Source organism: Latilactobacillus graminis DSM 20719, from assembly GCF_001436415.1.
Lineage (GTDB): Bacteria > Bacillota > Bacilli > Lactobacillales > Lactobacillaceae > Latilactobacillus > Latilactobacillus graminis.
In genome coordinates this window covers 147,780-173,560 of the sequence record NZ_AYZB01000035.1, presented here as the reverse complement: position 1 = coordinate 173,560, position 25,781 = coordinate 147,780, and the positions used below count along the sequence as shown (strand labels likewise).

Here is a 25,781-nt window from a genome sequence, read left to right as displayed (position 1 = left end):
TTGGCTGAATCTTTAATGGATATTAAGCGAAGAATCGCCTCTACGAAAAAAACTGGGCAAATTACAAGTGCGATGCAAATGGTTTCTGGTGCAAAGCTTTCTCAGATTGAAAAAAATTCAATCGCTTATCAGCAATATACAAATAAGATTCGCGAAATTGTGACACATTTGGCTGCTAGTCAATTGATCGCAAGTGCGCGACAAAAGCGGACCACTAAAGCGACTACTAACGGTATTGCTGAGCAATCAGTACGTCATGATATTTCGTTAAGTAATTTGCTAGTCGAAAGACCAATCAAAAAGACTGGTTACTTGGTGATTACCAGTGACCGTGGTTTAGTTGGTGCTTATAACAGCTCAATTTTAAAAGCGATGGTGGAAATGATTTCGCAAAATCATCAGTCTGCTGACGAGTATGCGATCTTAGCAGTTGGTGGGACTGGAGCCGATTTCTTTAAAGCACGGCAAATGAACTTATCTTACGAATATCGTGGGGTCAGTGATGTGCCATCATTTAATGAAGTTCGTGAAATCATTAAAACAGCGGTTGCAATGTATGATAGTGGTGTGTTCGATGAGTTGTACGTTTGTTATAATCATCACGTTAACTCACTAACAGCTGCTTTTCGAGCTGAAAAGATGCTACCAATTACCGACTTGGATGTTTCAGAAGTTACAGATAAAGATCAAGAATATATCACGGAACCTTCTGTTGATGATGCGCTAGATGCTATTTTACCGCAATACGCTGAAAGTTTGATTTATGGTGCACTCCTTGATTCTAAAACAGCTGAACATTCAGCTTCCATGACGGCGATGAAGAGTGCAACTGACAATGCCAATAATTTAATTTCTGATTTATCAATTAAATATAATCGGGCTCGTCAAGCACAGATTACTACAGAAATCACCGAAATTGTCGGTGGTGCGGCAGCATTAGAATAAGAAACGCGGGAGGAAGATAACAACTATGAGTATGGGAAAAGTTGTCCAAGTTATTGGTCCCGTTGTCGATGTCGAATTTTCTTTAGATACGACTTTACCAGATATCAATAATGCCTTGGTTGTCAACAAGGGTAATGATGAATCAGTCGTCTTAGAAGTGGCACTAGAATTAGGCGATGGGGTAATGCGTACTATTTCAATGGAATCAACCGATGGTTTACGTCGGGGGATGGCTGTTGAAGATACTGGACGTGCAATTAATGTACCAGTTGGGAAAGAAACTTTAGGACGGGTTTTTAACGTCCTAGGTGAAACAATCGATGGCGGTGAAGAATTTCCTGCAGATTTTAGACGGGACAGTATTCACCGTTCTGCACCTAAATTTGAGGAATTAAGTACAAGTTCAGAGATTCTAGAAACTGGGATTAAAGTGATCGATTTACTGGCCCCTTATGTCCGCGGTGGAAAGATTGGATTATTCGGTGGTGCTGGTGTTGGTAAGACCGTTTTAATTCAAGAATTGATTCATAATATCGCAGAAGAACATGGTGGTATTTCGGTCTTTACTGGCGTTGGTGAACGGACACGTGAAGGTAACGACTTATACTTTGAAATGAAAGAATCCGGTGTTTTGGAAAAGACAGCCATGGTTTTTGGTCAAATGAATGAATCACCTGGTGCACGGATGCGTGTTGCCTTGACTGGTTTAACAATTGCGGAATACTTCCGGGATGTTGAAGGTCAAGATGTGCTCTTATTCATTGATAATATTTTCCGTTTCACGCAAGCTGGTTCAGAAGTTTCTGCCTTATTAGGGCGGATGCCTTCTGCTGTTGGATACCAACCAACACTAGCAACCGAAATGGGTCAGTTACAAGAACGGATTACATCTACTAAAAAAGGTTCAGTTACATCAATTCAAGCCATTTACGTGCCTGCCGATGATTATACTGATCCTGCGCCTGCAACGACTTTCGCGCATTTGGATGCCACAACGAACTTGGATCGTAAGTTAACGCAACAAGGAATATATCCCGCAGTTAACCCACTAGAATCGACTTCTAGTGCTTTAGATCCAGAAATTGTCGGCGAAGAACATTACGAAGTTGCTTCAGAAGTACAACATGTCTTACAACGGTATCGTGAATTACAAGATATCATCTCGATCTTAGGGATGGACGAACTATCTGATGATGAAAAGATTATCGTTGCTCGGGCACGTCGGATTCAGTTTTTCTTATCGCAAAACTTCCATGTTGCCGAAGCCTTTACTGGTCAAGCTGGTTCATATGTACCAGTTAAAGATACTGTGGCCGGATTCAAGGGTATCTTAGCCGGTGACTATGATGATGTTCCTGAAGAAGCGTTCCGGCTTGTCGGCAATATTGATGCTGTATTAGCAAAAGCAAAAGAATTGGGATATACACCATCTGAAGCAGAAACGAAATCAGTTTAGAAAGGGGCATTAATGATGGCAACAGAACAAAAAGTATTAACCGTTAATATCGTTACTCCGAGTGGGATTGTCTATGATCACCATGCGACATTGTTGGTTGTACCAGCGATGGCCGGACAACTTGGTATTATGGCTAATCATGAGCCGATTATTACCCCTTTAGAAATTGGCGAGATTCGTGTTAAACGGACTGACAATCCGGCACGTGAAGATGCGATTGCGGTTAATGGTGGGTTCATGGAAGTGAGTCATAATATTGCCTCAATCGTTGCTGATAGTGCTGAGCGAGCGCGTGATATTGATATTACACGGGCGCAAAGTGCTAAAGAACGGGCGCAAAATGCTATTAAAACAGCATCTGAACATCATAATCCTGATGAGTTACGCCGGGCACAAATTGCACTACAGCGCGCGATGAACCGAATTAACGTCAAGAATCACCTATTGTAGGATTATAGCCTTAAACCATTTGGTTTAGGGCTTTTTTTGTTTCTTAAGATCCATCCTTATGGGCAGACAAATGCTATTTCTGTATGTTACAATGGCCTCATATCACAAAAGGAGCGTTATATAAGTGCAATCAATTGGATTACAGGCAGTTATTTCGATTATTAGTCATATTGGCTTTATTTTAATTAGCTTTTATGGGCTACAAGCGATTCGGTTTGAGCAGTTTTTCAAGCCGAATCATGTTCGCCAAGTGCAGATTATAATGATCTTCCTTGCGATTGTGATGGGTTACACTGTTAGTCAATTCTTTTTAGAAATAATCGCGCAAGCTAAAAATGTTATTTTTTTGGTCCCATAAATTAGCAATCTCATTCGGAGGGAAACTCTTGGAAAAATTAATAATACAAGGCGGCCAACGATTAGTTGGTGAAGTTCAAATTGAAGGTGCCAAAAATGCTGTGTTGCCAATTATGGCAGCAGCTTTATTGGCAACTGACGGACCAGTTAAATTAATGAACGTCCCCATTTTGTCGGATGTTTTTATGATGCAAGACGTATTAAAGAGTCTTGATGCTAAAGTCGTGTTTGATGAACAACGAAATCAGTTAAGTATTGATGCAAGTGGCGATTTGAATTATGAAGCTGCTTTTGAATATGTTTCAAAAATGCGAGCTTCGATTGTTGTAATGGGACCGCTATTAGCACGCCTCGGCCACGCTCGGGTTGCGATGCCAGGAGGTTGTGCTATCGGATCACGTCCGGTTGATTTACACTTAAAAGGCTTTGAGGCGCTGGGCGCTACAATCCAGCAAGACCATGGCTATATTGAAGCACGAGCTGATCATTTAGTGGGGGCCAACATCTATTTAGATTTTCCAAGTGTGGGCGCCACCCAAAACATCATGATGGCCGCAACAATGGCAGAAGGCACAACTGTTATTGAAAATGTTGCGCGGGAACCCGAAATTGTTGATCTTGCTAACGTCTTGAACAAGATGGGCGCACAGGTTTTTGGTGCTGGGACTGAAACGATTCGAGTGGAAGGCGTAACGTCCTTACATGGGACTAAACATACAATTGTACAAGATCGAATTGAAGCGGGAACTTTTATGGTGGCCGCTGCTGCTACCCAGGGTAACGTTTTGATTAAAGAAGCAATTGCGGAACATAACAAGCCACTCCTTTCCAAATTAGCTGAAATGGGTGCAGAGGTAGTCGACGAAGAAAACGGTGTGCGGGTGATTGGGCCAGCTAAATTAAAGGCTTGCAATATTAAAACATTACCTTATCCAGGGTTTCCAACCGATATGCAAGCGCAGATGACGACTCTTCAGTTGCTTGCACATAAGACGAGTGTGATGACTGAAACGGTTTTTGAGAATCGGTTTATGCATTTAGAAGAGTTACGCCGGATGAATGCTGATTATCGTATTGAAGGGCAATCGGTTATTTTATATGGTGATACACATTTTAATGGTGCTCAGGTGGCAGCAACGGATTTACGAGCGGCAGCAGCGCTTGTTATTGCGGGGTTGGCCGCTAATGGGGAAACCCTAGTCACTAACTTACAATATATGGATCGGGGCTATTACCACTTCCATCAGAAGTTACGCGCACTGGGAGCGCATATTAGCCGAGCTGATTTTGATGCTAGTGGCAATCGCATTAAACCGGCAAAACATGCCTAAAATGAAAAACAGCGGCATCCGCTAATTTAGTGAATGCCGTTTTTTTATTTGCCAAAACAGGATACTAAAGATTTTCGTCTTATGGTATAATGACATACTGAATATAGTTTTCGGAAGGAGCAACACTAAATGGCTAAAGATATCGGGATTGATTTGGGAACTGCCAACGTCTTAATTAACGTTAAGGGGAAAGGGATTGTCCTAAACGAACCTTCAGTTGTTGCAATTGATACCCAAACTAAAAAAGTTTTGGCAGTTGGCTCAGAGGCATACCGGATGGTTGGTCGTACACCTGGGAATATTCATGCAGTCCGGCCATTAAAGGATGGCGTCATTGCTGATTTCGACATTACAGAAGAAATGTTAGCGTATTTTATTAATAAATTAAACGTAAAAGGCTTCTTATCAAAGCCTAACATTTTGATTTGCTGTCCGACTAACATCACATCAATTGAGCAAAAAGCAATTGTGGAAGCTGCTGAAAAATCAGGTGGTGGCAAAGTTTTCCTCGAATTAGAACCTAAGGTAGCTGCTGTTGGAGCTGGAATGGATATTTTTCAACCACGTGGCAACATGGTAATTGATATTGGCGGTGGAACTAGCGATGTTGCGGTACTTTCAATGGGTGAAGTAGTTACTAGTCAATCATTGCGCCTAGCTGGCGATAAAATGAATAGTGAGATTGCTACGTATGTAAAGAAAAAACACAACCTCTTAATTGGGGAACATACTGCAGAAACCATCAAGTTAACCATTGGTGATGTTTGGCATGCTGATGCTAGTGAATCGATGGATATTCGTGGTCGGGATATCGTTAGTGGCTTACCACAGTCTGTCACAATTACGGCTGATGAAGTTGAATCAGCCTTACATGAAACAATGATGGAAATCATTGCAGCAGCTAAAGAAGTCTTAGAAGTGACACCACCAGAATTATCAGCAGATATTATTGATCGAGGCATTATGTTAACTGGTGGGGGTGCTTTATTACGGAACATCGCTAGTCTTTTTTCAGAACATCTGAAGGTTCCAGTAGTCTTGGCAGAAAACCCATTAGATGCTGTCGCTTTAGGGACTGGAATCTTATTGGATAACATTGAACATAAGCGGGCTTATTAAGTCGCACTTTATTAAAGAAGGATTGTGATTGTGTGTATCAATCAAATTTTGACGAATACGTTAAACCGATTTTAAAAAAGATATTGTTAGTGGTTGTACTTATAATTCTGGCGTTATTAGTTGGTCAGATGATTGGTTTTGCAATTGGCGGCCAAAATCCATTTGCTGTCTTCTTACCAAGCACATGGAGTCATATTATTAATTTCTTGCAGTAGTATGTCCTAAAGTGAGGCTGATAAATTGCGAAAAATATTAATTGCGGTAGTGCGATTCTATCAGATGGGGATTTCACCATTGTTTCCGCCTAGTTGTCGATATTACCCGACGTGTTCAAGCTATATGATTCAAGCAGTTCAAAAACATGGCGCGCTTTTAGGCTTAATCATGGGAGTTGGGCGCATTTTGCGTTGCCATCCCTTTGTTCGGGGTGGATACGATCCAGTCCCAGACCATTTCACCATATTCCGCAATAAGCAGCATGATAAGTCACCAAAGTAAGTCGAAGAAGTTAGGGGTTCAGGATAACATGTCAAAAAAAGAACAAAAAATTACTGTCACAATTGATGATATTAAACGCGACAATCAAGAAATGACTAGCGTAATGGTTGGTAAAAATGAAATCGGCCTTATTGTTGAAGATTCTGATAAGAAACGCTTTGAAGCAACTGTCACCGAAACAGGTCAGAGTATTATTACTAAGACTCATGATGATGCAGTTAACGAATTACTACGGGAGTACCATTTACACCAAGGTTAATTCTTAAGAATTAATTAGAATTACAGTAACCCGGCAGAATTCTGGCCGGGTTATTTATATAATGAGAGCAGAATTGATTGAAGGAGACTTAGCATGCCAAAGGAAGTAGAAACAACAGAAGATTCTGCACGCATTGATTACGGAATTGTCTTTTCAGTCTTTATGTTGGCGTTAATTGGCTTGATGTCAATCTATGTCGCAACGACTCATGACACTTCGGGTGGTAGTTCAACTCGGGCAGTCGTGATGCAGGCTGTCTGGTACGTGATTGGGGGCATTGCGATTGTTGCGATTATGCAATTTGATTCAGAACAATTATGGCGTATTGCCCCCTTAGCTTATGGGTTAGGTATTTTTCTCTTAATTGCCGTATTAATTTTTTATAATCGAGCTGTCGCAATCCAAACCGGGGCTAAGAGTTGGTTTTCATTAGGCCCCATTTCTTTTCAACCCTCAGAAGTCATGAAGCCGGCATATATTTTAATGTTGGGCCGGGTTGTAACCCAACATAATACCGCTTATCCAGAGCATTCGATTAAAACCGATTGGCTTTTATTAGGTCGCTTGTGTCTGTGGACGTTACCGGTAATGGTCTTGCTGAAATTACAAAATGATTTTGGGACCTTGTTAGTGTTCGTTGCTATCTTAGGAGGGATTATTCTGGTTTCAGGAGTGACTTGGAAAATACTCGCCCCAGCGATTGCGGCGCTTGCTGCAGTCGGTGGAACAGCTTTAACATTGGCAGCAACTGTCCCTGGTCGGGTGATTCTAACGCACTTAGGTTTCAAAACGTATCAATTTAATCGGATTGATGCATGGCTCCATCCGTTTGATAATACTGCTAGTACTAGCTTACAGCTTTCACAAAGTTTAAAAGCAATTGGTTCTGGCCAGTTATTTGGAAAAGGCTTCAATCAAGTACAAGTGCATGTTCCAGTTCGTGAATCGGATATGATTTTTTCAGTAATTGGCGAGAATTTTGGTTTTGTCGGAGCCTGTTTCGTAATTCTGTTGTACTTTTTTTTAATATATCAGATGATTCGCGTGACTTTCGACACGAAGAACGAGTTTTATGCATATGTATCAACCGGCGTGATCATGATGATTTTATTCCATGTTTTTGAAAATATTGGGATGAGCGTTGGCTTGTTACCTTTAACGGGAATTCCATTACCGTTTATTTCACAAGGGGGCTCGTCTTTGTTGGGCAACCTGATTGGAATTGGTTTTATCATGTCGATGCGGTATCATTATAAGAGTTACATGTTTAGTGAAGCTGAAGATACTTTCTAGGAGTGAATGACAGATGACAATGGTCAATAATGATTATTTTTGGACAGAGGAAATTGCAGCATCCATTAGAAGAATTGGTATTACAAAAGCGGCCCAAAATGAATTTGGATTAATTAAATTTGTTGATGTGCCTGTTGTGGGTCAAAAATTAACGCTTAACGAAACATTGGTGGCTATTGAGGCTGAAAAAATGGTGCAGGAACTTGACAGTCCCTTAGCGGGTGAATTAGTGAACGTCAATACACCGTTAGCAGATAATCCTGAATTATTAAATGCAGATAATGAAAAAGATGCTTGGATTGCTGATATCCGTGTTGATTAGCTCATGATGGGGTTAAATTATTTAGAATTTATAGCTTGACATTTAAGTCGCCTTTAATTATGATTAAAAACAATTAATCTAAGCGATGAAAAGATGAGTAGTCTAGTGAGTAATATTTTTAGAGAGTCCGGTTAGGTGCAAGCGGATAATATGAAAGCTAGACGAATATGGTCTTTGAGCAATTCATTTGGTAAGGTTTGACTGAGCTGAATGCGGGGGTTGCCCGATATAGCGAACGAGTATCAATCTGGTACTTTGTAAGGCGATTACTGTGAGGTAATCGTGAATTAAGGTGGTAACACGCATTTAGCGTCCTTTCTCTCATTGACTTGAGAGGAAGGATTTTTTTTTGCATTTTTAAAAGAAGAGGGAGCGATTAGGATGTTGCAATTAAAACAGGTGGGAAAAACTTTTATCCGCGAACAAAAAACATTCGCTGCATTAACCGATGTATCCTTGAACATTGAAGCCGGCGAAATCTATGGCATTATTGGTTATTCTGGGGCTGGTAAGAGTACGTTGATGCGCCTCTTGAATGGACTAGAAAAGCCAACCACTGGGGATGTACTCGTTGAGGGCCAATCAATTGTGGGGTTGAGTGAACAAGCAATGCGACCGATTCGCCAAAAGATCGGGATGATTTTTCAACATTTTAACCTACTCTGGTCAAAGACTGTCTTAGAAAATATTATGTTACCGCTAAAATTGGCGGGCGTTCCCAAAGCACAACGCCAAGCAAAGGCCCGTGAATTATTAAAGGTTGTTGAATTGACTCATTTAGAAGCGGCTTATCCAAGTGAGTTATCGGGTGGGCAGAAACAACGGGTGGCGATTGCGCGAGCTTTGATTAGTGATCCGAAAATATTATTGTGTGATGAAGCAACAAGCGCCCTTGATCCGAAAACGACCAATTCAATTTTAACGTTACTAGCTCAGATTAATCGGGAGATGGGGATTACAATCGTCCTTGTCACGCACGAAATGGAGGCTGTTCGGCGAATTTGTCAACGGATAGCCGTTATGGAAAATGGTCGGTTAATCGAAGAAGGGACGGTGCATGAAATTTTTGAAAAACCAAAAACTGAGGCGACTCAGGCCTTGGTGGCAGAGTCATTGATGGTCACTCCCAGTGAAACCGCTGCTTCGATCAATCAGCTGCTCGAACGGGTGCCAAATGGGACAATCGTGCAACTGCGTTTTAATGAAGCCCAATCAAGCCAACCGGTGATTGGCCGATTGATGCGACAATATCCAACCGTTGAAATTAGTGTTATCAGTGGGAGTTTACAACAAACCATCAATGGGGCACTTGGCTATTTATACATTCAAATTCAAGCCAATCCTAGTGATTTAAAAGCAGTGCTTGCAGAGTTAGCACAACAAACAATCGAAGTGGAGGTGGTTCGACATGGATAAATTAAATGGTTTTCAATCCTATTTTCAATTTAAGCAAGTGAACTGGCCGAGTATGTGGCAAGCAACTTTTGAAACAGTTTGGTTAACGATTGTCAGTGTTTTATTAGTGGCCATCTTAGGATTGGCCCTCGGGTTAATCCTTTATCAAACTAATGCAAGTAGTGGTCGCGTGAGCCGCATTTTGAATGGCATCGTGGCTTTATTCGTCAATATTTTTCGATCAATTCCGTTTATCATTTTAATCGTCTTATTGATTCCGTTAACCAAAGGGTTGATGGGGACCATGATTGGCCCGAAAGCGGCTATTCCAGCTTTAATCATGTCAGCCGCACCATTTTATGCGCGACTAGTTGAATCAGCTTTTCGTGAAGTAGATGACGGGGTGCTTGAAGCAACCCGTTCAATGGGCGCTTCAAAAGCCCAAATCGTCTGGCAAGTATTGTTGCCAGAAAGTATGCCAGCGCTTGTCTCCGGTTTAACGGTCACTGCGATCTCACTTGTTGGTTATACCGCAATGGCGGGTGTGATTGGTGCCGGTGGTCTTGGCAATCTTGCTTATCAAGATGGCTTCCAAGCTAACCAAAACGCGATTACATTAGTCGCAACTGTCATTATTTTAATCATCGTGTTCGTTTGTCAAAAAATAGGCGACCTTGTTGTTCAACACATTGATCATCGTTAATTTAAAGGAGGCATTTTCATGAAAAAAAGTCGTTTAGGATTATTAGTAGCCATTTGCTTATTAGGGGGCGCACTTGCTGCTTGTGGCAACCAGCAGCCCAAGTCGGATCGCAATACAATTGTTGTCGGCGCCTCAGCGATTCCACATGCCGCTATCTTGAAGCATGTTCAACCTGAATTGAAAAAAGAAGGGGTTAATCTCCAGATAAAAGTCTTTAATGACTACGTATTACCTAATAAAGCCTTGGCAAGTGGTGAATTGGATGCCAACTACTATCAACATAAACCGTTCTTGAAAAAAGCAAACAAAAACAACGGCTATAACTTGGTTAGTGCCGGCAGCATTCATTTAGAACCGCTTGGCTTGTACAGTAAACAAGTTAAGAAATTAAGTGATGTGAAATCGGGTGCTAAAGTCTTGGTCTCAAGCAGCCAACCCGACTGGGGCCGCGTCTTAACGATTTTAAAAGATGGCGGCTTAATCACCTTAAAATCGGGTGTGAATGCAGAGAATGCAACGTTCAAAGACATTGCCAGCAACCCGAAGCATCTCAAGTTCGAATACACTTTTGAACCTAAATTGATGCCGGAACTCTTGAAAAATGATGAAGGTACATTAGTCGCGATTAACTCAAACTATGCTGTTCAAGCCGGGCTCAATCCTGAAAAGAATACTGTGGCCCTTGAAAAGCAATCATCACCATTCGCCAACATCGTTGTGACCAATCAAAAAGACCGCAATAATCCAGCAATCAAGAAGCTCGTTAAAGCCCTCAAATCAAAGTCAACACAAGCGTGGATTAAGCATCAATGGCATGGGGCAGTGTTACCAGTTAAATAGGCAAAAAGACAAGCTAAGTAAAGGCTTGTCTTTTTTTGGGCAATATTTGTGTTATTTTTAATTTAATTGGAAAAGTCGCTCAAAATTGGATATACTGACATTGTATATTATTACTGGGGGGAGTATGTATGAAACGTTCGTATAATATTGGTCTAGATATTGGGACCAATTCAATTGGCTGGGCGATTGTTGATGATCAAAGTAAACTAATCAGTGTTAAAGGAAAATATGGTTATGGGGTTCGCTTATATGATGAAGGCCAAACCGCTGCTGAGCGCCGTAGTTTCAGAACAACACGGCGGCGCTTAAAGCGGCGTAAGTGGCGCTTGGGATTATTAAGAGAAATCTTTGAACCCTATATCACGCCGATTGATAGCACTTTTTTCTTACGGCAAAAGCAATCAAATTTAAGTCCCAAAGATCAGCGTAAATTATATCCGCAAACGAGTTTATTTAATGATCGTCCGGATGCCGATTTTTATCAGCAATATCCGACAATTTACCACTTGCGATATCAGTTGATGACTGAAAAGCGCCAGTTTGATATTCGTGAGATTTATTTAGCGATGCACCATATTGTGAAGTATCGGGGGCACTTCTTGAACGAAGCGCCGGTTGCCTCATTTAAAAGTAGCGAAATTAATTTAGCAGAGCATTTTGATCAGTTAAATACCATTTTTGCTGACTTATTTAGGGAGTCCGGCTTTCAATTAGAGACTGATGAATTGGTAGCGGTTAAGGCCCTTCTAATGGATAATCAACAAAGTGCTAGCAATCGCCAACGCAAAGCGTTACCAAAGCTATACACGCCAAGTGCGGATAAGTCGATTGAGAAGCAACGTAAAGCCATTGCAACTGAAATATTAAAAGCCATCTTAGGATTAAAGGCGAAGTTTAATGTGGTTACTGGGATTGAAGCTGAAGATGTTAAAGCATGGGCATTGACTTTTAACGCTGAAAATTTTGATGAAGAATTGGCTAAGCTCGAAAGTAGTCTCGATGACAATGGCCACGAAGTTATTGGTATCTTACAGGAACTTTATTCGGGAATCTTACTGGCCGGAATTGTCCCCGAAAACCAGTCATTGTCACAAGCGATGATCACAAAATATGAAGAACATCAAGCACATTTAAAAATGCTAAAAGCAGTGCGAGATGATCTAGCAACAGCAGATCAACAAAAACTAAAGAAGGCTTATGATCAGTATATCGATGGTCAAGAAAATACGAAGGCCTATTCGAAGGAAGCTTTTTATGACGACGTCACAAAAGCCTTAAAGGATTATTCAGAACAACCGCTCGTGAGTGAAATTCAAAAATTAATTGAGCTTGATCAATTTATGCCTAAACAACGGACCAAAGATAATGGGGCGATTCCACACCAGTTACATCAACAGGAATTAGACCGGATTATCGAGAACCAACAGCAATATTATCCATGGTTGGCAGAACTCAATCCCAATCCGAAGCGCCAAACCGTTGCTAAGTACAAATTAGATGAATTAGTGGCATTTAGGGTACCGTATTACGTTGGGCCGCTCATTACAGCTGAGCAACAACAACAAAGTTCAAATGCCAAATTTGCATGGATGATTCGTAAGACTGAAGGCCGCATTACACCATGGAACTTCGATGATAAAGTGGACCGGCAAGCATCGGCGAATGAGTTTATTAAGCGCATGACAACCACTGACACTTATTTATTGGCCGAAGATGTATTACCAAAGCAAAGCTTAATTTATCAACGGTTTGAAGTATTAAACGAATTAAATGGGCTTAAAATTGATGACCAACCGATTACTAATGAGCTTAAACAAGCAATCTTCAATGATTTATTTATGCAAAAGACAAGTGTATCAGTGAAAAACATTCAGGATTACTTGGTATCAGAGAAGCGCTATGCAAGTCGCCCCGCAATTACTGGTCTATCTGATGAGAAAAAATTCAATAGTCGATTAAGTACGTATCATGACTTAAAGGTGATTGTTGGGGATGCGGTTGATGATGTTGATAAACAAGCTGATTTGGAAAAATGCATTGAATGGTCAACGATTTTTGAAGACGGTAAAATTTATAGTGCTAAATTGAATGAGATTACATGGTTAACAGAACAACAACGGGGGCAACTAGCTACTAAACGCTACCGCGGTTGGGGTCGCTTGTCGGCTAAATTATTAACGCAAATTGTTAATGCAAATGGACAACGCATCATGGATTTACTCTGGGATACAACCGACAACTTCATGCGGATTGTTCACTTTGAGGACTTTGACAAGTTAATTACTGAAGCCAATCAAATGGTGTTAGCTGAAAATGATGTGCAAGATGTCATCAATGATTTATATACGTCACCACAGAATAAAAAAGCGCTCCGCCAAATTCTACTTGTGGTCAATGACATTCAAAAAGCCATGAAAGGGCAAGCACCAGAAAGAATATTGATTGAATTTGCGCGGGGGGCACAGAAAGATAAAAGTTTGACAGTTCGGCGTAAAAGAAAGCTAGATGAGATGTATAGCCAAATAAGCGATGCTGTACTTGCAGATGAAAGTGTTCGGCAAGAACTGAAAAGTAGTAATCAAGATGACTTAGTTAAAGAGAAAGTGTACTTATACTTCATGCAAGGAGGACGAGATTTATATACCGGGAATGCATTAAATATTGATCGTTTGTCGGACTATCATGTCGATCATATTATTCCCCAGGCTTACATTAAGGATGATTCCTTGGATAATAAGGCGCTAGTATCATCTAGAATGAATGAGATTAAAGCCGATCGAGTTCCTCTTCAGGTAGTTCAGAAGCAATTTGGCAAAAATATGGCTTCTGAATGGGGCTACATGCATCGAGCAGGATTAATTAGTCGGAAAAAATATGATAATTTAATGTTCAATCCTGAAAACCTAAATAAGTATCAGATTAATCGTTTTATTAGCCGTCAACTGGTAGAAACCCAACAAGTTATCAAATTGGTAGCAAACTTATTGAGTAACCAGTATGAAGGTGATAATGTCAAAATCATTACAGTCAAGAGCAAGTTAACACAGACGATACGTTCTGAATTTGATTTTCCTAAAAACCGAGAGGTCAATAATTATCATCATGCTTTTGATGCTTATTTAACAGCTTTTGTGGGGATGTATTTATTGAAACGCTATCCAAAACTAAGTTCATACTTTACTTATGGCGAATATTTAAAAGGAAATCAACAGGATAAGTGGAGTAGCTTTAATTTCTTAAATGATTTAAAGAGGGCTAAATTAGAAGATAAAACTAATAAGGAAATCTTTTGGCATAAAGAATCCGGCCTAGCTTACTTGAATAAAATTTATCAGTTTAAGAAGATTTTAGTGACCCGCGAAGTGCATGAAAATTCAGGAGCATTATTTAATCAAACACTCTATGCGGCTAAAGATGATAAAGCCAGTGGTCAGGGCGGGAAGCAATTGATTCCTGCTAAACAAGCCCGACCAACTGCGCTCTATGGTGGATACTCAGGGAAGACTGTTGCCTACATGTGTATCGTACGCATTAAAAATAAAAAGGGTGATCTCTATAAAGTCTGTGGTGTTGAGACAAGTTGGCTAGCACAACTTAAACAACTGAAAGATGAAGACTCACAAAAAGCATTCTTAAAGCAAAAAATTAGTCCGCAATTTACAAAAGCGAAGAAACAAAAAGGAACGATTGTGAAAGTAGTCGAAGACTTTGAAGTTATCGCACCACACATCTTAATTAATCAACGGCTCTTTGATAATGGTCAGGAATTGACATTGGGTTCTGCGACGTATAAACACAATGAGCAGGAACTGATTCTCGACAAAACAGCCGTCAAATTGTTAAATGGTGAATTGCCATTAGCGCAGTCTGAAGAACTTGCTGAACTAGTTTATGATGAGATTTTAGATCAAGTGATGCACTACTTCCCATTGTATGATACAAATCAATTTAGAGCTAAATTATTAGCGGGTAAAACGGCCTTCATGCAGTTACCATGGAAGAGTAATCCTGATGATAATAAGACAGTACAGATTACTCAGCCGATAGTGTTGAAAAAAATTCTACAAGGACTGCATGCTGATGCGGGACGTGTATCGTTAAAAGAATTGGGAATGACCACTGATTTTGGAATGTTGCAGAAGGCTACTGGTATTACATTCACACCTGACACCCAAATTATCTATCAATCTCCAACCGGTTTATTCGAACGACGAGTAGCTTTAAGGGATTTATAAGCAAATAAAGCTAGCCTGTCATTGGTGTAATGATGGGCTAGCTTTTTAGGTTTGAAGGCATAAAAAAAGGCCTCATAAGAGGCTCAGAATAGAAAACTTGGTCCAAAGACCTTGTTTGATTTTAACTCAGAGTATCAAATCAATGAGTATTTCGATTGAGTGTATCAAGCTCAACAAAAGCATTATAGCATGTCATCATTTTGAAAACAAGGATGTAGGGGGAAAATTTTATGAGTTGGCGAACCGTTGTGATTTCACAACATGCAAAGGTTTCTTATTCCGGACGGAAGATTGTTGTCCAAACCAAAGATGCGACACACCAAGTACCAATTGACGATATTCAGATTTTGTTAGTTGCGACTACCCAGGCTGTTTTAACGGCATCAGCGATTACTGAGTTGAGTGAGGCGGGCACTAAGATTATTTTTACAGGCAAAGACGGTAATCCAACTTGCGAAACGATTGCCGATTACCCAGGAAATCGTAGTCGCGCGTCGATTCAACAACAGGTTGAATGGGGAACGGGGTTGAAAGAAACGGTGTGGACAGCAATTGTCCAAGCAAAAGTTGCGATGCAGATTCAATGTGCGCAACTGCTAGGAAGAGATGTTGAGACCTTAACAACTGAAGCTGATGCAATGGTATTTGCTGATCGAACAAATCGAGAAGCCGTGATTGCACGAAAGTATTTTCAGTTAGTTTTTGATAAAGACTTTGTGCGAACGGATTACAGTCCTATTAATGCTGCCCTTAATTACGGTTATAGTTTATTGTTATCTGCCGTTAATCGCGAAATCGTTTGTAATGGCTATTTAACCCAATTCGGGATTCATCATCATAATAGTGTCAGCGATTTTAATTTAGGCTCCGATTTAATGGAACCCTTTCGACCAGTGGTTGATTATTGGGTTGCACATCAAAAGTTTAATGAATTAACCCCCGATGTTAAATTCGGTTTAGTGGAGTTATTGAACCTTGAGCTAGAATATAACGGACAAACAACGATTCTGCGAAATGCGCTCACAAAACATGTACAGAATTGTTTGAAATTTATGACAACACCAAAAGAAGCATTTGAAGTAAAGGTGGTAATGACTCATGAGGTACCGAATAATGCGCTTATTAGTCATGTTTGATTTACCAGTTGAAACGAGCGAGAATCGCAAGGCGTATCGTCATTTTAGAAAGGCATTACTCAATGAAGGCTTTTTGATGATTCAATACTCTGTTTACGTCCGTGTTTGTGTCAGCAAACAATCAGCGCAGTTTATCGAAAACCGCATTGCTGGCTTTACACCACCGACGGGTTTGGTGCAAACATTGATGGTTACCGAGCAACAATATAATAAAATGCATTTCTTAGTGGGCGAATCGAGTGATGATGTCCGTAATTCTGCCGAGAGGACGTTAATTTTATGAACATTACTTTTTATCCATACCAATCTTTTAAAGTTCAGAATAAGATAATCACGGTTTGTAGTACAAGTAATCCAGAGGTGTATACCAAGTTAATTGCTGGGATGTCTGGGACACAAGAGACCGTTCAATTTAGCAATGATCAATATGAACTGATAGACTATTCGAAAGCTGTCATTTGGGGTGGCGATGTGGCAGCAATTGATTTGAATCACCTATTTCAGAATCGGTTGATTAAAAAATTTGCCGCCGATTTAACGGATCAGCATCGGCAAAAGTTAGCCCAACTAGATAGTGAAATTCGTTCGACAATTTTAGATGCCGCCTTTATGTATGAACTGACGCTTGATATTGACCAGCAATGGGATCTTCAAAGAATGATTAAGTTCTATAATTTACAATTTTCGACTGTCGTCCAACATGACCCATATGGTATAATTGAGAGTATAGTACAGACAGCAGTTGAGTTAAATGAAGCAAAAATCATCACGTTGATCAACGTTTCGCACTACCTCAGTATCAACCAATTCAATGAATTGGTGAGGTTGGTGGCGACATTGAATGTGAAACTCTTTCTCATCGAATTTTCAGAAGAGGCTAAATTTGAACAGTACCAGAAATGTTGTTATTATCACATCGATAATGATTATGTTGAATGGCGCTATGAATAGAATGAGATTCTGATGAAAAAACGACGGTTTTAGAAGAGTATCAAATCAATGAGTAGTTCAACTGTAAATCCTGCTTGAATTCGAGCTCTGCCGTTTTAGAAGAGTATCAAATCAATGAGTAGTTCAACCAGATGGGCCTAACCATGCAACATACTCAAGTTTTAGAAGAGTATCAAATCAATGAGTAGTTCAACGAAATGGTGATCACTGGATAATCGGCTTTTGTTTTAGAAGAGTATCAAATCAATGAGTAGTTCAACTGCAACATTTGCAATGATTGAACGCAATCCGTTTTAGAAGAGTATCAAATCAATGAGTAGTTCAACAGAGAGCAAGTCTAGTGACGTTAAGTACCTGTTTTAGAAGAGTATCAAATCAATGAGTAGTTCAACCGCCAATAAGTTCTATTTGCGGACAGCCAAGTTTTAGAAGAGTATCAAATCAATGAGTAGTTCAACACTAAAACTATGCTGAATGTTGTTAGAATCGTTTTAGAAGAGTATCAAATCAATGAGTAGTTCAACTGTAGGAGGAATAGCATGGTTTGAGCAATGGTTTTAGAAGAGTATCAAATCAATGAGTAGTTCAACAAGTCCCGCGACTGTGTAGCCCCGAATTAAGTTTTAGAAGAGTATCAAATCAATGAGTAGTTCAACTAACTTAATTGGGTTCGTGGCAATGTCCTGGTTTTAGAAGAGTATCAAATCAATGAGTAGTTCAACAGCAGAAATGGTACAGCAATACAAGGCTAAGTTTTAGAAGAGTATCAAATCAATGAGTAGTTCAACTCACTTATCAAGAATTCGAGCCTGGTTCAAGTTTTAGAAGAGTATCAAATCAATGAGTAGTTCAACTTGAAGCACGACCAAATGGGGTAGAGGTGTGTTTTAGAAGAGTATCAAATCAATGAGTAGTTCAACAACTGCTATTATTTGCGAATATTAATTCGTGTTTTAGAAGAGTATCAAATCAATGAGTAGTTCAACTAGCGATTCAAAAAGATTTACCAACTTTGAGTTTTAGAAGAGTATCAAATCAATGAGTAGTTCAACAAAATTAATATTCAATGATGTCATGATATTGTTTTAGAAGAGTATCAAATCAATGAGTAGTTCAACATGAAAACGGTTGGAAACAAGCATCTAGAAGTTTTAGAAGAGTATCAAATCAATGAGTAGTTCAACAACACGTTGGTCAGGCGCTTAAATCTGGCAGTTTTAGAAGAGTATCAAATCAATGAGTAGTTCAACTCAGCTTCTTCAAAATCAGCTTCAACTGCGGTTTTAGAAGAGTATCAAATCAATGAGTAGTTCAACAGATTTGAGTGGTGTTGTTCAAGATGATGAGTTTTAGAAGAGTATCAAATCAATGAGTAGTTCAACGTACGTACTGAAGATGGATTCTTTGTTTCTGTTTTAGAAGAGTATCAAATCAATGAGTAGTTCAACAGAGTCAGCAAAAGTTTATCGATAAAGTTTGTTTTAGAAGAGTATCAAATCAATGAGTAGTTCAACTGGTGGTGTTGCTTCCTCGTCAGTCACATCGTTTTAGAAGAGTATCAAATCAATGAGTAGTTCAACTAGCATTTTTCTTCACAAATTCTATTATTCGTTTTAGAAGAGTATCAAATCAATGAGTAGTTCAACTAGCTTCCAAACGTTGCGAACGCTGCGTATGTTTTAGAAGAGTATCAAATCAATGAGTAGTTCAACTTGTTCTTTAGTAAATCAATAAGTTCATGTGTTTTAGAAGAGTATCAAATCAATGAGTAGTTCAACCATTAATATGACAGAACAAGCACAGAATACGTTTTAGAAGAGTATCAAATCAATGAGTAGTTCAACTTGGAGTGAAAAGCGAATATAATTTCCATTGTTTTAGAAGAGTATCAAATCAATGAGTAGTTCAACAATTGACCCGGCAGACTTTACGAGCGATTTGTTTTAGAAGAGTATCAAATCAATGAGTAGTTCAACATTATATCCAGATAAAAATATTGTAAATCGGTTTTAGAAGAGTATCAAATCAATGAGTAGTTCAACCATAATAATAATTAATACAACAGCAATGGTGTTGTAGAAGAGTATCAAATCAATGAGTAGTTCAACTACAACTTTGGAACAAGCTGTTGCTATCCTGTTTTAGAAGAGTATCAAATCAATGAGTAGTTCAACCATTGGCTTCAGCTGCCGCTGCTAAAGAAAGTTTTAGAAGAGTATCAAATCAATGAGTAGTTCAACAACTTCCTTAGGATCTAAGCCGAGGGCCTTGTTTTAGAAGAGTATCAAATCAATGAGTAGTTCAACAATATGACGGTAAATCAGTACCGCCAGGTTGTTTTAGAAGAGTATCAAATAATGTGTAATTAAATTTTAAGAGCATAGTTATGAATCAATTAAGAGAAAGAATAGGACTTTTAATTGTTAAAATGTTTTGCTATACTCAATGTGTATCAATTGACTATAGTAACGGAATGTAAACTTTATCAGAAAGAGGAATTCAACCAAACTTGCATTTGTAGGTTTGTAGTTTTAGAAGAGTATCAAATCAGTGGGTTTTTCATTGTATAAAAATATATTTTCATACAAACTTACAAAAGGAGTATCGTGATGTTCAATAAACAAAAATATCAACGTGATTACCAACGGAAATTAAGAAATAATCCAGAGAAAAAAGAGAGAGTAATGTACTATCAATTAAAATCACAGACAAAAAGATTTATTAATTGCTTCGCGAAAGATAAGGATATCCTAGAAATCCAAGAACTAATAGAAGGCAGAAAATAATAGAAATGCAAATTGAGAGCTTGTGAATTAAAATATATCATCGGCATTGAAAACAGTTCTCAATTAGCATAGAATTAAGAGCGTATAATAATTGCTAGAATGCGATTCTTGGAGGGTCATCTATGTCTAAATTAGAGATTATTGATTTGCACGTCGGCATCGACGGTAAGGAAATTTTAAAGGGTGTTAACCTGGAAATGAACACGGGTGAAATTCACGCGATCATGGGACCTAACGGGACTGGGAAGTCGACGCTTTCAGAAACGATTATGGGCAATCCCAAGTATGAAGTATTGCAAGGTCAGATCAAATTAGATGGCCAAAATATTTTAGAAATGCCAGTCGATGAACGCGCCCGTGCGGGGTTATTTTTGGCGATGCAATATCCGGCTGAAATTCAAGGGGTAACAAACGCAGAATTCATGCGCGCTGCCATCAATGCACGTCGGGCTGACGATGATCAGATCTCAGTGATGGCTTTCTTGAAAAAATTGGATCAACGGATGGCATTCTTGGATATGACGGAAGAAATGTCAGAACGCTACTTAAACGAAGGCTTTTCTGGTGGCGAAAAGAAACGGAATGAAATTCTGCAATTGATGATGATTGAACCCAAATTCGCCATCCTAGACGAAATTGATTCTGGGCTCGATATTGATGCCTTGCAAGTCGTTTCAAAAGGCGTGAACGAAATGCGCGGGGCTGATTTTGGCTCATTAATCATTACGCATTATCAACGGCTCTTAAACTACATCGTGCCAGATTATGTGCACATCATGATGGGTGGCAAAATCGTGACGACTGGCGATGCGTCACTTGCAAAACGTTTGGAAGACGAAGGTTATGTCGGGATTCGTGACGAATTAGGCTTGGATGTCAAACTGACTGACGACGAAAGTAAATAGGGGGCGATTCTGATGAAGAAAACTTTAGCCATCACGCCCGAACAAATCGCGTCATTCTCACAATTGCATCAAGAACCGGCCTGGTTTGCTGAAATGCGTCAAGCAGCGTTTGCGCAAATTGATCAACTCGAATTACCTATTTTTGAAAAAATTAACTATAAACATTGGCCAGTGATGGCGGCAAGTGCGCCAACAGCTATTAAATCTGATTCAAGTTTGATGCCAGGCGCGGCGGCCAACCTGGAAGCTGATCAACCCTATGTGGTGCAGATTGGGCAGACAACTGTCAAGTTGAATTTACCGGCAGAATCGGTAGACCAAGGGGTGATTTTGACCGATATTTTTACCGCGTTACAAGAGCACCCTGATTTGGTGCAACAATATTATATGCAAGTCACCGTGAAACCGGATGAAGATCGCTTAACGGCTTTTCACACGGCTTTGATGAATAGTGGGCTTTTCTTGTATGTGCCTAAAAATGTAGTAATTAAGCAACCGATTACGGCTTATTATGTGCAAGACAGTACCCAACCGGCTGACTTTATTCACCACGTACTGGTGGTCGCAGAACAAAACAGTGAATTTAGCTATCTTGAAAATCTCCAAACAGCTGGTGACCAAAAGAACTTGGCGAATGTTGTCGTGGAAGTGATTGCCAAAGAAAACAGTCACGTTCATTTTTCAGCGGTTGATGCTTTTGGAAAATCCGTAACGACTTATTTGAATCGGCGGGGCCATTTAATGCGCGATGCACGAATTGATTGGGCATTAGGCGCAATGAATGATGGCAATATCATTGGTGACTTTGATTCCGACTTAGTTGGCGCCGGATCGCATGCTGAAACCAAGGTAGTCGCTATCTCCACCGGTAAGCAGGTTCAAGGGATTGATACGCGCGTGACGAATGTCGGACCGCGATCAATTGGCCACATCTTGCAACATGGCGTGATTCTAGAAGATGCGACATTAACGTTTAACGGCATTGGGCATATTTTAAAAGGGGCCAAGGGTGCCGACGCCCAACAAGAAAACCGCGTGTTAATGTTATCGCGGACAGCGCGTGGCGATGCGAACCCCCTCTTATTAATTGATGAAAATGACGTGCAAGCTGGTCATGCTGCCAGTGTTGGGCGCGTCGATGAACAACAAATGTATTATTTAATGAGTCGCGGTCTTTCAAAAGAAGTGGCGCAGCGACTTGTGATTCGCGGTTTCTTAGGCGCTGTGCTGAGTGAAATTCCCGATAAAAACGTGCGTCAGCAATTAACGGACACGATTGAAAGGAAGTTAATTGATGGTCAATCAGCTAAATGATTATCGGCGTGACTTTCCGATTTTGAAGCAAATTGTCAATGATGAACCACTCGTTTATTTAGATAATGCAGCGACCACCCAGAAACCACAAGCGGTAATTGACCAGCTAGTGGCTTATTATCAAAATGACAATGCAAATGTCCATCGTGGCGTGCATACCTTAGCTGAGCGGGCAACCGCCCAGTATGAAGCAGCGCGCACGAAGGTGCAGAATTTCATCCATGCTACGGAAAGTGCCGAAGTGATTTTCACAAAAGGGACGACGCAAAGTTTAAACTGGGTGGCTGGTAGTTTTGGTCCGACCGTGGTTGAAGCAGACGATGAAATTGTGATTAGTGTGATGGAACACCATAGTAATCTTGTGCCGTGGCAGCAACTGGCACAGCAAACGGGCGCTAAGTTGCGCTACATTGATTTATTACCAGATGGCCGGCTTGATTTAGATTCAGCGCAGCAGGTGATTGGGCCTAAGACGAAAATTGTTAGTTTGGCGCATGCGTCTAACGTGCTCGGGGTCATCAATCCGATTAAAACGATTGCGGCTTTAGTACATGCCCAAGGCGGTTACATGGTAGTCGATGGCGCCCAAGCCGTGCCGCATATGAACGTTGATGTGCAAGCACTTGATGCCGACTTTTACGCTTTTTCAGGGCATAAAATGCTCGGACCAACCGGAATTGGCGTGCTTTATGGCAAGCAAGCGGTACTCGAACAAATGCCACCCGTTGAATATGGTGGTGAGATGATTGATTTTGTGGGCTTACAAGCGGCAACGTTTAAAGAATTACCGTGGCGCCTAGAAGGCGGTACACCGAACATTGCGGGTGCGATTGGCTTAGGGGCCGCCATTGATTATTTAACGCAAGTTGGGATGGCGAATATCCAAGCCCATGAACAAGCGCTAGTCACAATGGCTTTACCGAAGCTCCAAGCAATTGACGGCCTGACGATTTATGGCCTACAAGATGCCGCGCAACGCACCGGTGTGATCGCTTTTAATCTCGATAATTTACATCCGCATGATTTAGCGACCGCGCTTGATATGCAAGGGGTCGCCGTGCGTGCTGGGCATCATTGCGCCCAACCATTGATGCAATGGTTGAACGTTGCGGCAACCGCGCGTGCTAGTTTTTACCTCTACAATACCGAAGCGGACGTGGAAACGTTCGTGACCGCCATTCAAGCAGCAAAGGAGTTTTTCCAAAATGGCACTCTCTAAATTAGATAACTTATATCGGCAGGTCATTCTCGATCATGCACAACATCCGCACCATCATGGTCACTTGACGACTGCCGATCATGAAATTGAATTACGCAACCCTACTTGTGGCGATGTGTTGCAACTGGAGCTGGTGCTCGAAGACGACCAAATTAGTCAGATTGCTTTTTCAGGGGAAGGCTGTACGATTAGCCAGGCCTCTGCTAGCATGATGACCGATGCCGTGATGCATAAAACACCGGCGCAAGCCGAAGCGATGATCGAGCGCTTTTCAGATATGATGATTGGTGATCGTGATGAAGACTGGTCATTGTTAGAAGATGCCGCGATTTTACAAGGGGTGCAACAATTCCCCGCGCGAATTAAATGCGCGACTTTGGCTTGGAAGGCCCTCCACAAAGCTTTAAAGAGTGATGACCAACGTACGACAACCGGTCAAATTATGAACCATGCAGAAACGGAGGAAACTAATCAATGACAGAAGAGACAACGATGCCTCAATTTGAAGAATACGACTACGGCTTTAGCGATGATGTGCAGCCCGTCTTTTCAACTGGGCGCGGTTTAACGGAAGACGTTGTGCGCGCCATCTCGCGTGAGAAAAAAGAACCCCAATGGATGTTAGATTTCCGCTTAAAATCGTTTCACGCTTATGAAAAGATGCCGATGCCTGATTTCGGACCAGATTTATCCGACCTTGATTTAGAACACATGTTGTATTATCAAAAGGCAACGGATAAGCAATACCGCGATTGGGAAGATGTTCCCGATAAAATCAAAGCAACGTTTGATCGCTTAGGGGTGCCTGAAGCTGAACGTAAGTATTTAGCGGGTTCCAGTGCGCAATATGAATCAGAAGTGGTTTATCATAATATGCGTGAAGAATTTGAAAAACTCGGCATCATTTTTACCGACATGGATACCGGCTTGCGCGAATATCCTGAAATTGTGCAGGAATACTTCAGTACGTTGGTCAAACCAACCGATAATAAATTTTCAGCGCTTAACTCGGCCGTTTGGTCAGGTGGCACGTTCATTTATGTCCCCAAAGGTGTGCGGACGGATATCCCAATCCAATCGTACTTTCGGATTAACGCCGAAAATTCCGGTCAATTCGAACGGACATTGATTATTGTCGATGAAGGCGCCAGCGTGAACTACGTTGAAGGCTGTACTGCACCGAGCTATTCAAGTGATAGCTTGCACGCAGCGGTCGTTGAAGTCTTCGTGAAACGGGATGGCTATTGCCGTTACACGACCATTCAAAACTGGTCAAAGAACGTTTATAGTTTGGAAACCAAACGGGCTCAGGCGTTAGAAAATGCGACAATGGAATGGGTCGATGGGAATCTCGGCTCAAAGATGACTATGAAATACCCAAGTGTCTACCTTGATGGGGAAGGTGCCCGTGGAACTATGCTCTCAATCGCCGTCGCCGGCGAAGGCGTTGACCAAGACAGTGGCGCGCGGATGATTCACGCCGCACCGAATACGTCTTCGTCAATCGTTTCAAAATCGATTGCCAAAGATGGCGGGGCCGTTGATTACCGCGGGACTGTTCGTTTTGAACGCGATAGTGATGGTTCGTTTGCTCATGTGGAATGCGACACGATTATTATGGATGACCGCTCCAGCTCCGATACGATTCCGTACAACACAATTCTAAACGGTAACGTCTCAATGGAACATGAAGCCAAAGTCTCTAAAATTTCTGAAGAACAACTCTATTACCTGATGAGCCGTGGCATCTCAGAAGCCAAAGCAACCGAAATGATCATCATGGGCTTCGTCGAACCATTCACCAAGGAACTCCCAATGGAATACGCGGTGGAATTAAATCGATTGATTAGTTATGAAATGGAAGGGTCTGTAGGATAATAAAAAGGCTGTAACCCTTGATGAATATAGGGTTACAGCCTTTTTAAAATTTAGAATTATCTGTGATAACATAATAATAAAGGATATTTTAAAATGAACTCATTAAATTATAGATGAGATTAGATAGACGCCTGAAATTCAAAAGAAAATTATTTTTGACTTTATCAGGGTTACTTTTGTTACTTGTTCTGTTTACAGGAATTGAAAGTTTTTTAGAAATGAAATATAACAATATTATTACCAACTATAGGACTTCCAATAATATTTGTAGCTATTATATTAGGAGCGTTTAAGGACACGTATGATGAACTAGTTCTATTCGGTATTAAGCGTTAGAAACGCAAGAGCAGCCGCTGACGAAGTCTTAGTTAAGTATTCTGAATTTCAAA

The 25,781-nt window shown here is 40.6% G+C and carries 24 protein-coding genes, 1 CRISPR repeat array and 1 other annotated feature; all 24 genes read left to right on the top strand.

Going from position 1 to position 25,781, the window contains the following annotated elements; all coding sequences use genetic code 11:
• Positions 1-945, top strand: a complete 945-nt coding sequence (locus FC90_RS05920) for a F0F1 ATP synthase subunit gamma (RefSeq protein ID WP_057908348.1) — start codon at positions 1-3, stop codon at positions 943-945.
• Positions 946-970: 25 nt separating this feature from the next.
• Positions 971-2,401 carry a F0F1 ATP synthase subunit beta gene (gene atpD, locus FC90_RS05915; protein ID WP_057908347.1) on the top strand — a complete coding sequence of 477 codons (1,431 nt, stop codon included), beginning with the start codon at positions 971-973 and terminating at the stop codon, positions 2,399-2,401.
• A 15-nt stretch (positions 2,402-2,416) separates the two neighbouring features.
• Positions 2,417-2,851 carry a F0F1 ATP synthase subunit epsilon gene (locus FC90_RS05910; RefSeq protein ID WP_057908346.1) on the top strand — a complete coding sequence of 145 codons (435 nt, stop codon included), beginning with the start codon at positions 2,417-2,419 and terminating at the stop codon, positions 2,849-2,851.
• Positions 2,852-2,975: 124 nt separating this feature from the next.
• Positions 2,976-3,209 (top strand): DUF1146 family protein, encoded by a 234-nt coding sequence (locus FC90_RS05905; RefSeq protein WP_057908345.1) that lies wholly within the window; start codon positions 2,976-2,978, stop codon positions 3,207-3,209.
• Between the two features lie 28 nt (positions 3,210-3,237).
• Positions 3,238-4,539, top strand: coding sequence for a UDP-N-acetylglucosamine 1-carboxyvinyltransferase (gene murA / locus FC90_RS05900; RefSeq protein ID WP_057908344.1), 1,302 nt, complete (start codon positions 3,238-3,240; stop codon positions 4,537-4,539).
• A 129-nt stretch (positions 4,540-4,668) separates the two neighbouring features.
• The gene (gene mreB / locus FC90_RS05895; protein WP_057908343.1) at positions 4,669-5,658 is read left to right on the top strand and encodes a rod shape-determining protein; all 990 of its coding nucleotides are present in this window, start codon (positions 4,669-4,671) and stop codon (positions 5,656-5,658) included.
• 32 nt (positions 5,659-5,690) lie between these two features.
• The gene (locus tag FC90_RS05890) at positions 5,691-5,873 is read left to right on the top strand and encodes a DNA-directed RNA polymerase subunit beta (protein WP_057908342.1); all 183 of its coding nucleotides are present in this window, start codon (positions 5,691-5,693) and stop codon (positions 5,871-5,873) included.
• 25 nt (positions 5,874-5,898) lie between these two features.
• Positions 5,899-6,156, top strand: coding sequence for a membrane protein insertion efficiency factor YidD (yidD, locus tag FC90_RS09110; protein WP_083482020.1), 258 nt, complete (start codon positions 5,899-5,901; stop codon positions 6,154-6,156).
• Positions 6,157-6,184: 28 nt separating this feature from the next.
• Complete coding sequence (locus FC90_RS05885) at positions 6,185-6,415, top strand: DUF2969 domain-containing protein (RefSeq protein ID WP_057908341.1); 231 nt, start codon at positions 6,185-6,187, stop codon at positions 6,413-6,415.
• A gap of 93 nt (positions 6,416-6,508) precedes the next feature.
• Positions 6,509-7,708 carry an FtsW/RodA/SpoVE family cell cycle protein gene (locus FC90_RS05880; protein WP_057908340.1) on the top strand — a complete coding sequence of 400 codons (1,200 nt, stop codon included), beginning with the start codon at positions 6,509-6,511 and terminating at the stop codon, positions 7,706-7,708.
• Positions 7,709-7,721: 13 nt separating this feature from the next.
• Positions 7,722-8,030: a glycine cleavage system H family protein gene (locus tag FC90_RS05875; RefSeq protein ID WP_057908339.1), complete on the top strand. Its 309-nt coding sequence runs from the start codon at positions 7,722-7,724 to the stop codon at positions 8,028-8,030.
• A gap of 76 nt (positions 8,031-8,106) precedes the next feature.
• Positions 8,107-8,350 (top strand) — a binding site (T-box leader).
• A 61-nt stretch (positions 8,351-8,411) separates the two neighbouring features.
• Entirely contained in the window at positions 8,412-9,446 is a 1,035-nt protein-coding gene (locus FC90_RS05870) for a methionine ABC transporter ATP-binding protein (protein WP_057908338.1), read from the top strand.
• Positions 9,439-10,128: a methionine ABC transporter permease gene (locus tag FC90_RS05865; RefSeq protein ID WP_057908337.1), complete on the top strand. Its 690-nt coding sequence runs from the start codon at positions 9,439-9,441 to the stop codon at positions 10,126-10,128. Before FC90_RS05870 ends, FC90_RS05865 begins: the two co-directional genes overlap by 8 nt.
• 18 nt (positions 10,129-10,146) lie before the next feature.
• A complete protein-coding gene (locus FC90_RS05860) occupies positions 10,147-10,968 on the top strand; it encodes a MetQ/NlpA family ABC transporter substrate-binding protein (RefSeq protein ID WP_057908336.1) in 822 nt (273 codons plus the stop codon).
• A 128-nt stretch (positions 10,969-11,096) separates the two neighbouring features.
• The gene (gene cas9, locus FC90_RS05855; protein WP_057908335.1) at positions 11,097-15,203 is read left to right on the top strand and encodes a type II CRISPR RNA-guided endonuclease Cas9; all 4,107 of its coding nucleotides are present in this window, start codon (positions 11,097-11,099) and stop codon (positions 15,201-15,203) included.
• Positions 15,204-15,433: 230 nt separating this feature from the next.
• Positions 15,434-16,339 carry a type II CRISPR-associated endonuclease Cas1 gene (gene cas1, locus FC90_RS05850; protein ID WP_057908334.1) on the top strand — a complete coding sequence of 302 codons (906 nt, stop codon included), beginning with the start codon at positions 15,434-15,436 and terminating at the stop codon, positions 16,337-16,339.
• Positions 16,317-16,622 carry a CRISPR-associated endonuclease Cas2 gene (gene cas2 / locus FC90_RS05845; protein WP_057908333.1) on the top strand — a complete coding sequence of 102 codons (306 nt, stop codon included), beginning with the start codon at positions 16,317-16,319 and terminating at the stop codon, positions 16,620-16,622. Before cas1 ends, cas2 begins: the two co-directional genes overlap by 23 nt.
• On the top strand, positions 16,619-17,290 hold the full coding sequence (gene csn2 / locus FC90_RS05840) for a type II-A CRISPR-associated protein Csn2 (RefSeq protein WP_057908332.1): 672 nt from the start codon (positions 16,619-16,621) through the stop codon (positions 17,288-17,290). The genes cas2 and csn2 overlap by 4 nt, the downstream gene beginning before the upstream one ends.
• Positions 17,291-17,316: 26 nt before the next feature.
• Positions 17,317-19,596: direct repeats of the CRISPR family, unit length 36 nt; unit sequence GTTTTAGAAGAGTATCAAATCAATGAGTAGTTCAAC.
• Between the two features lie 303 nt (positions 19,597-19,899).
• Positions 19,900-20,076, top strand: a complete 177-nt coding sequence (locus tag FC90_RS09215) for a hypothetical protein (protein WP_157053046.1) — start codon at positions 19,900-19,902, stop codon at positions 20,074-20,076.
• Positions 20,077-20,198: 122 nt separating this feature from the next.
• Positions 20,199-20,981, top strand: a complete 783-nt coding sequence (gene sufC, locus FC90_RS05835; protein WP_057908331.1) for a Fe-S cluster assembly ATPase SufC — start codon at positions 20,199-20,201, stop codon at positions 20,979-20,981.
• Positions 20,982-20,993: 12 nt separating this feature from the next.
• Positions 20,994-22,295, top strand: coding sequence for a Fe-S cluster assembly protein SufD (sufD, locus tag FC90_RS05830; RefSeq protein ID WP_057908330.1), 1,302 nt, complete (start codon positions 20,994-20,996; stop codon positions 22,293-22,295).
• Complete coding sequence (locus FC90_RS05825; protein ID WP_057908329.1) at positions 22,276-23,514, top strand: cysteine desulfurase; 1,239 nt, start codon at positions 22,276-22,278, stop codon at positions 23,512-23,514. Before sufD ends, FC90_RS05825 begins: the two co-directional genes overlap by 20 nt.
• Entirely contained in the window at positions 23,501-23,992 is a 492-nt protein-coding gene (sufU, locus tag FC90_RS05820) for a Fe-S cluster assembly sulfur transfer protein SufU (protein WP_057908328.1), read from the top strand. The genes FC90_RS05825 and sufU overlap by 14 nt, the downstream gene beginning before the upstream one ends.
• A complete protein-coding gene (gene sufB, locus FC90_RS05815; protein ID WP_057908327.1) occupies positions 23,989-25,392 on the top strand; it encodes a Fe-S cluster assembly protein SufB in 1,404 nt (467 codons plus the stop codon). Before sufU ends, sufB begins: the two co-directional genes overlap by 4 nt.
• The last annotated feature ends 389 nt before the right edge of the window (positions 25,393-25,781 follow it).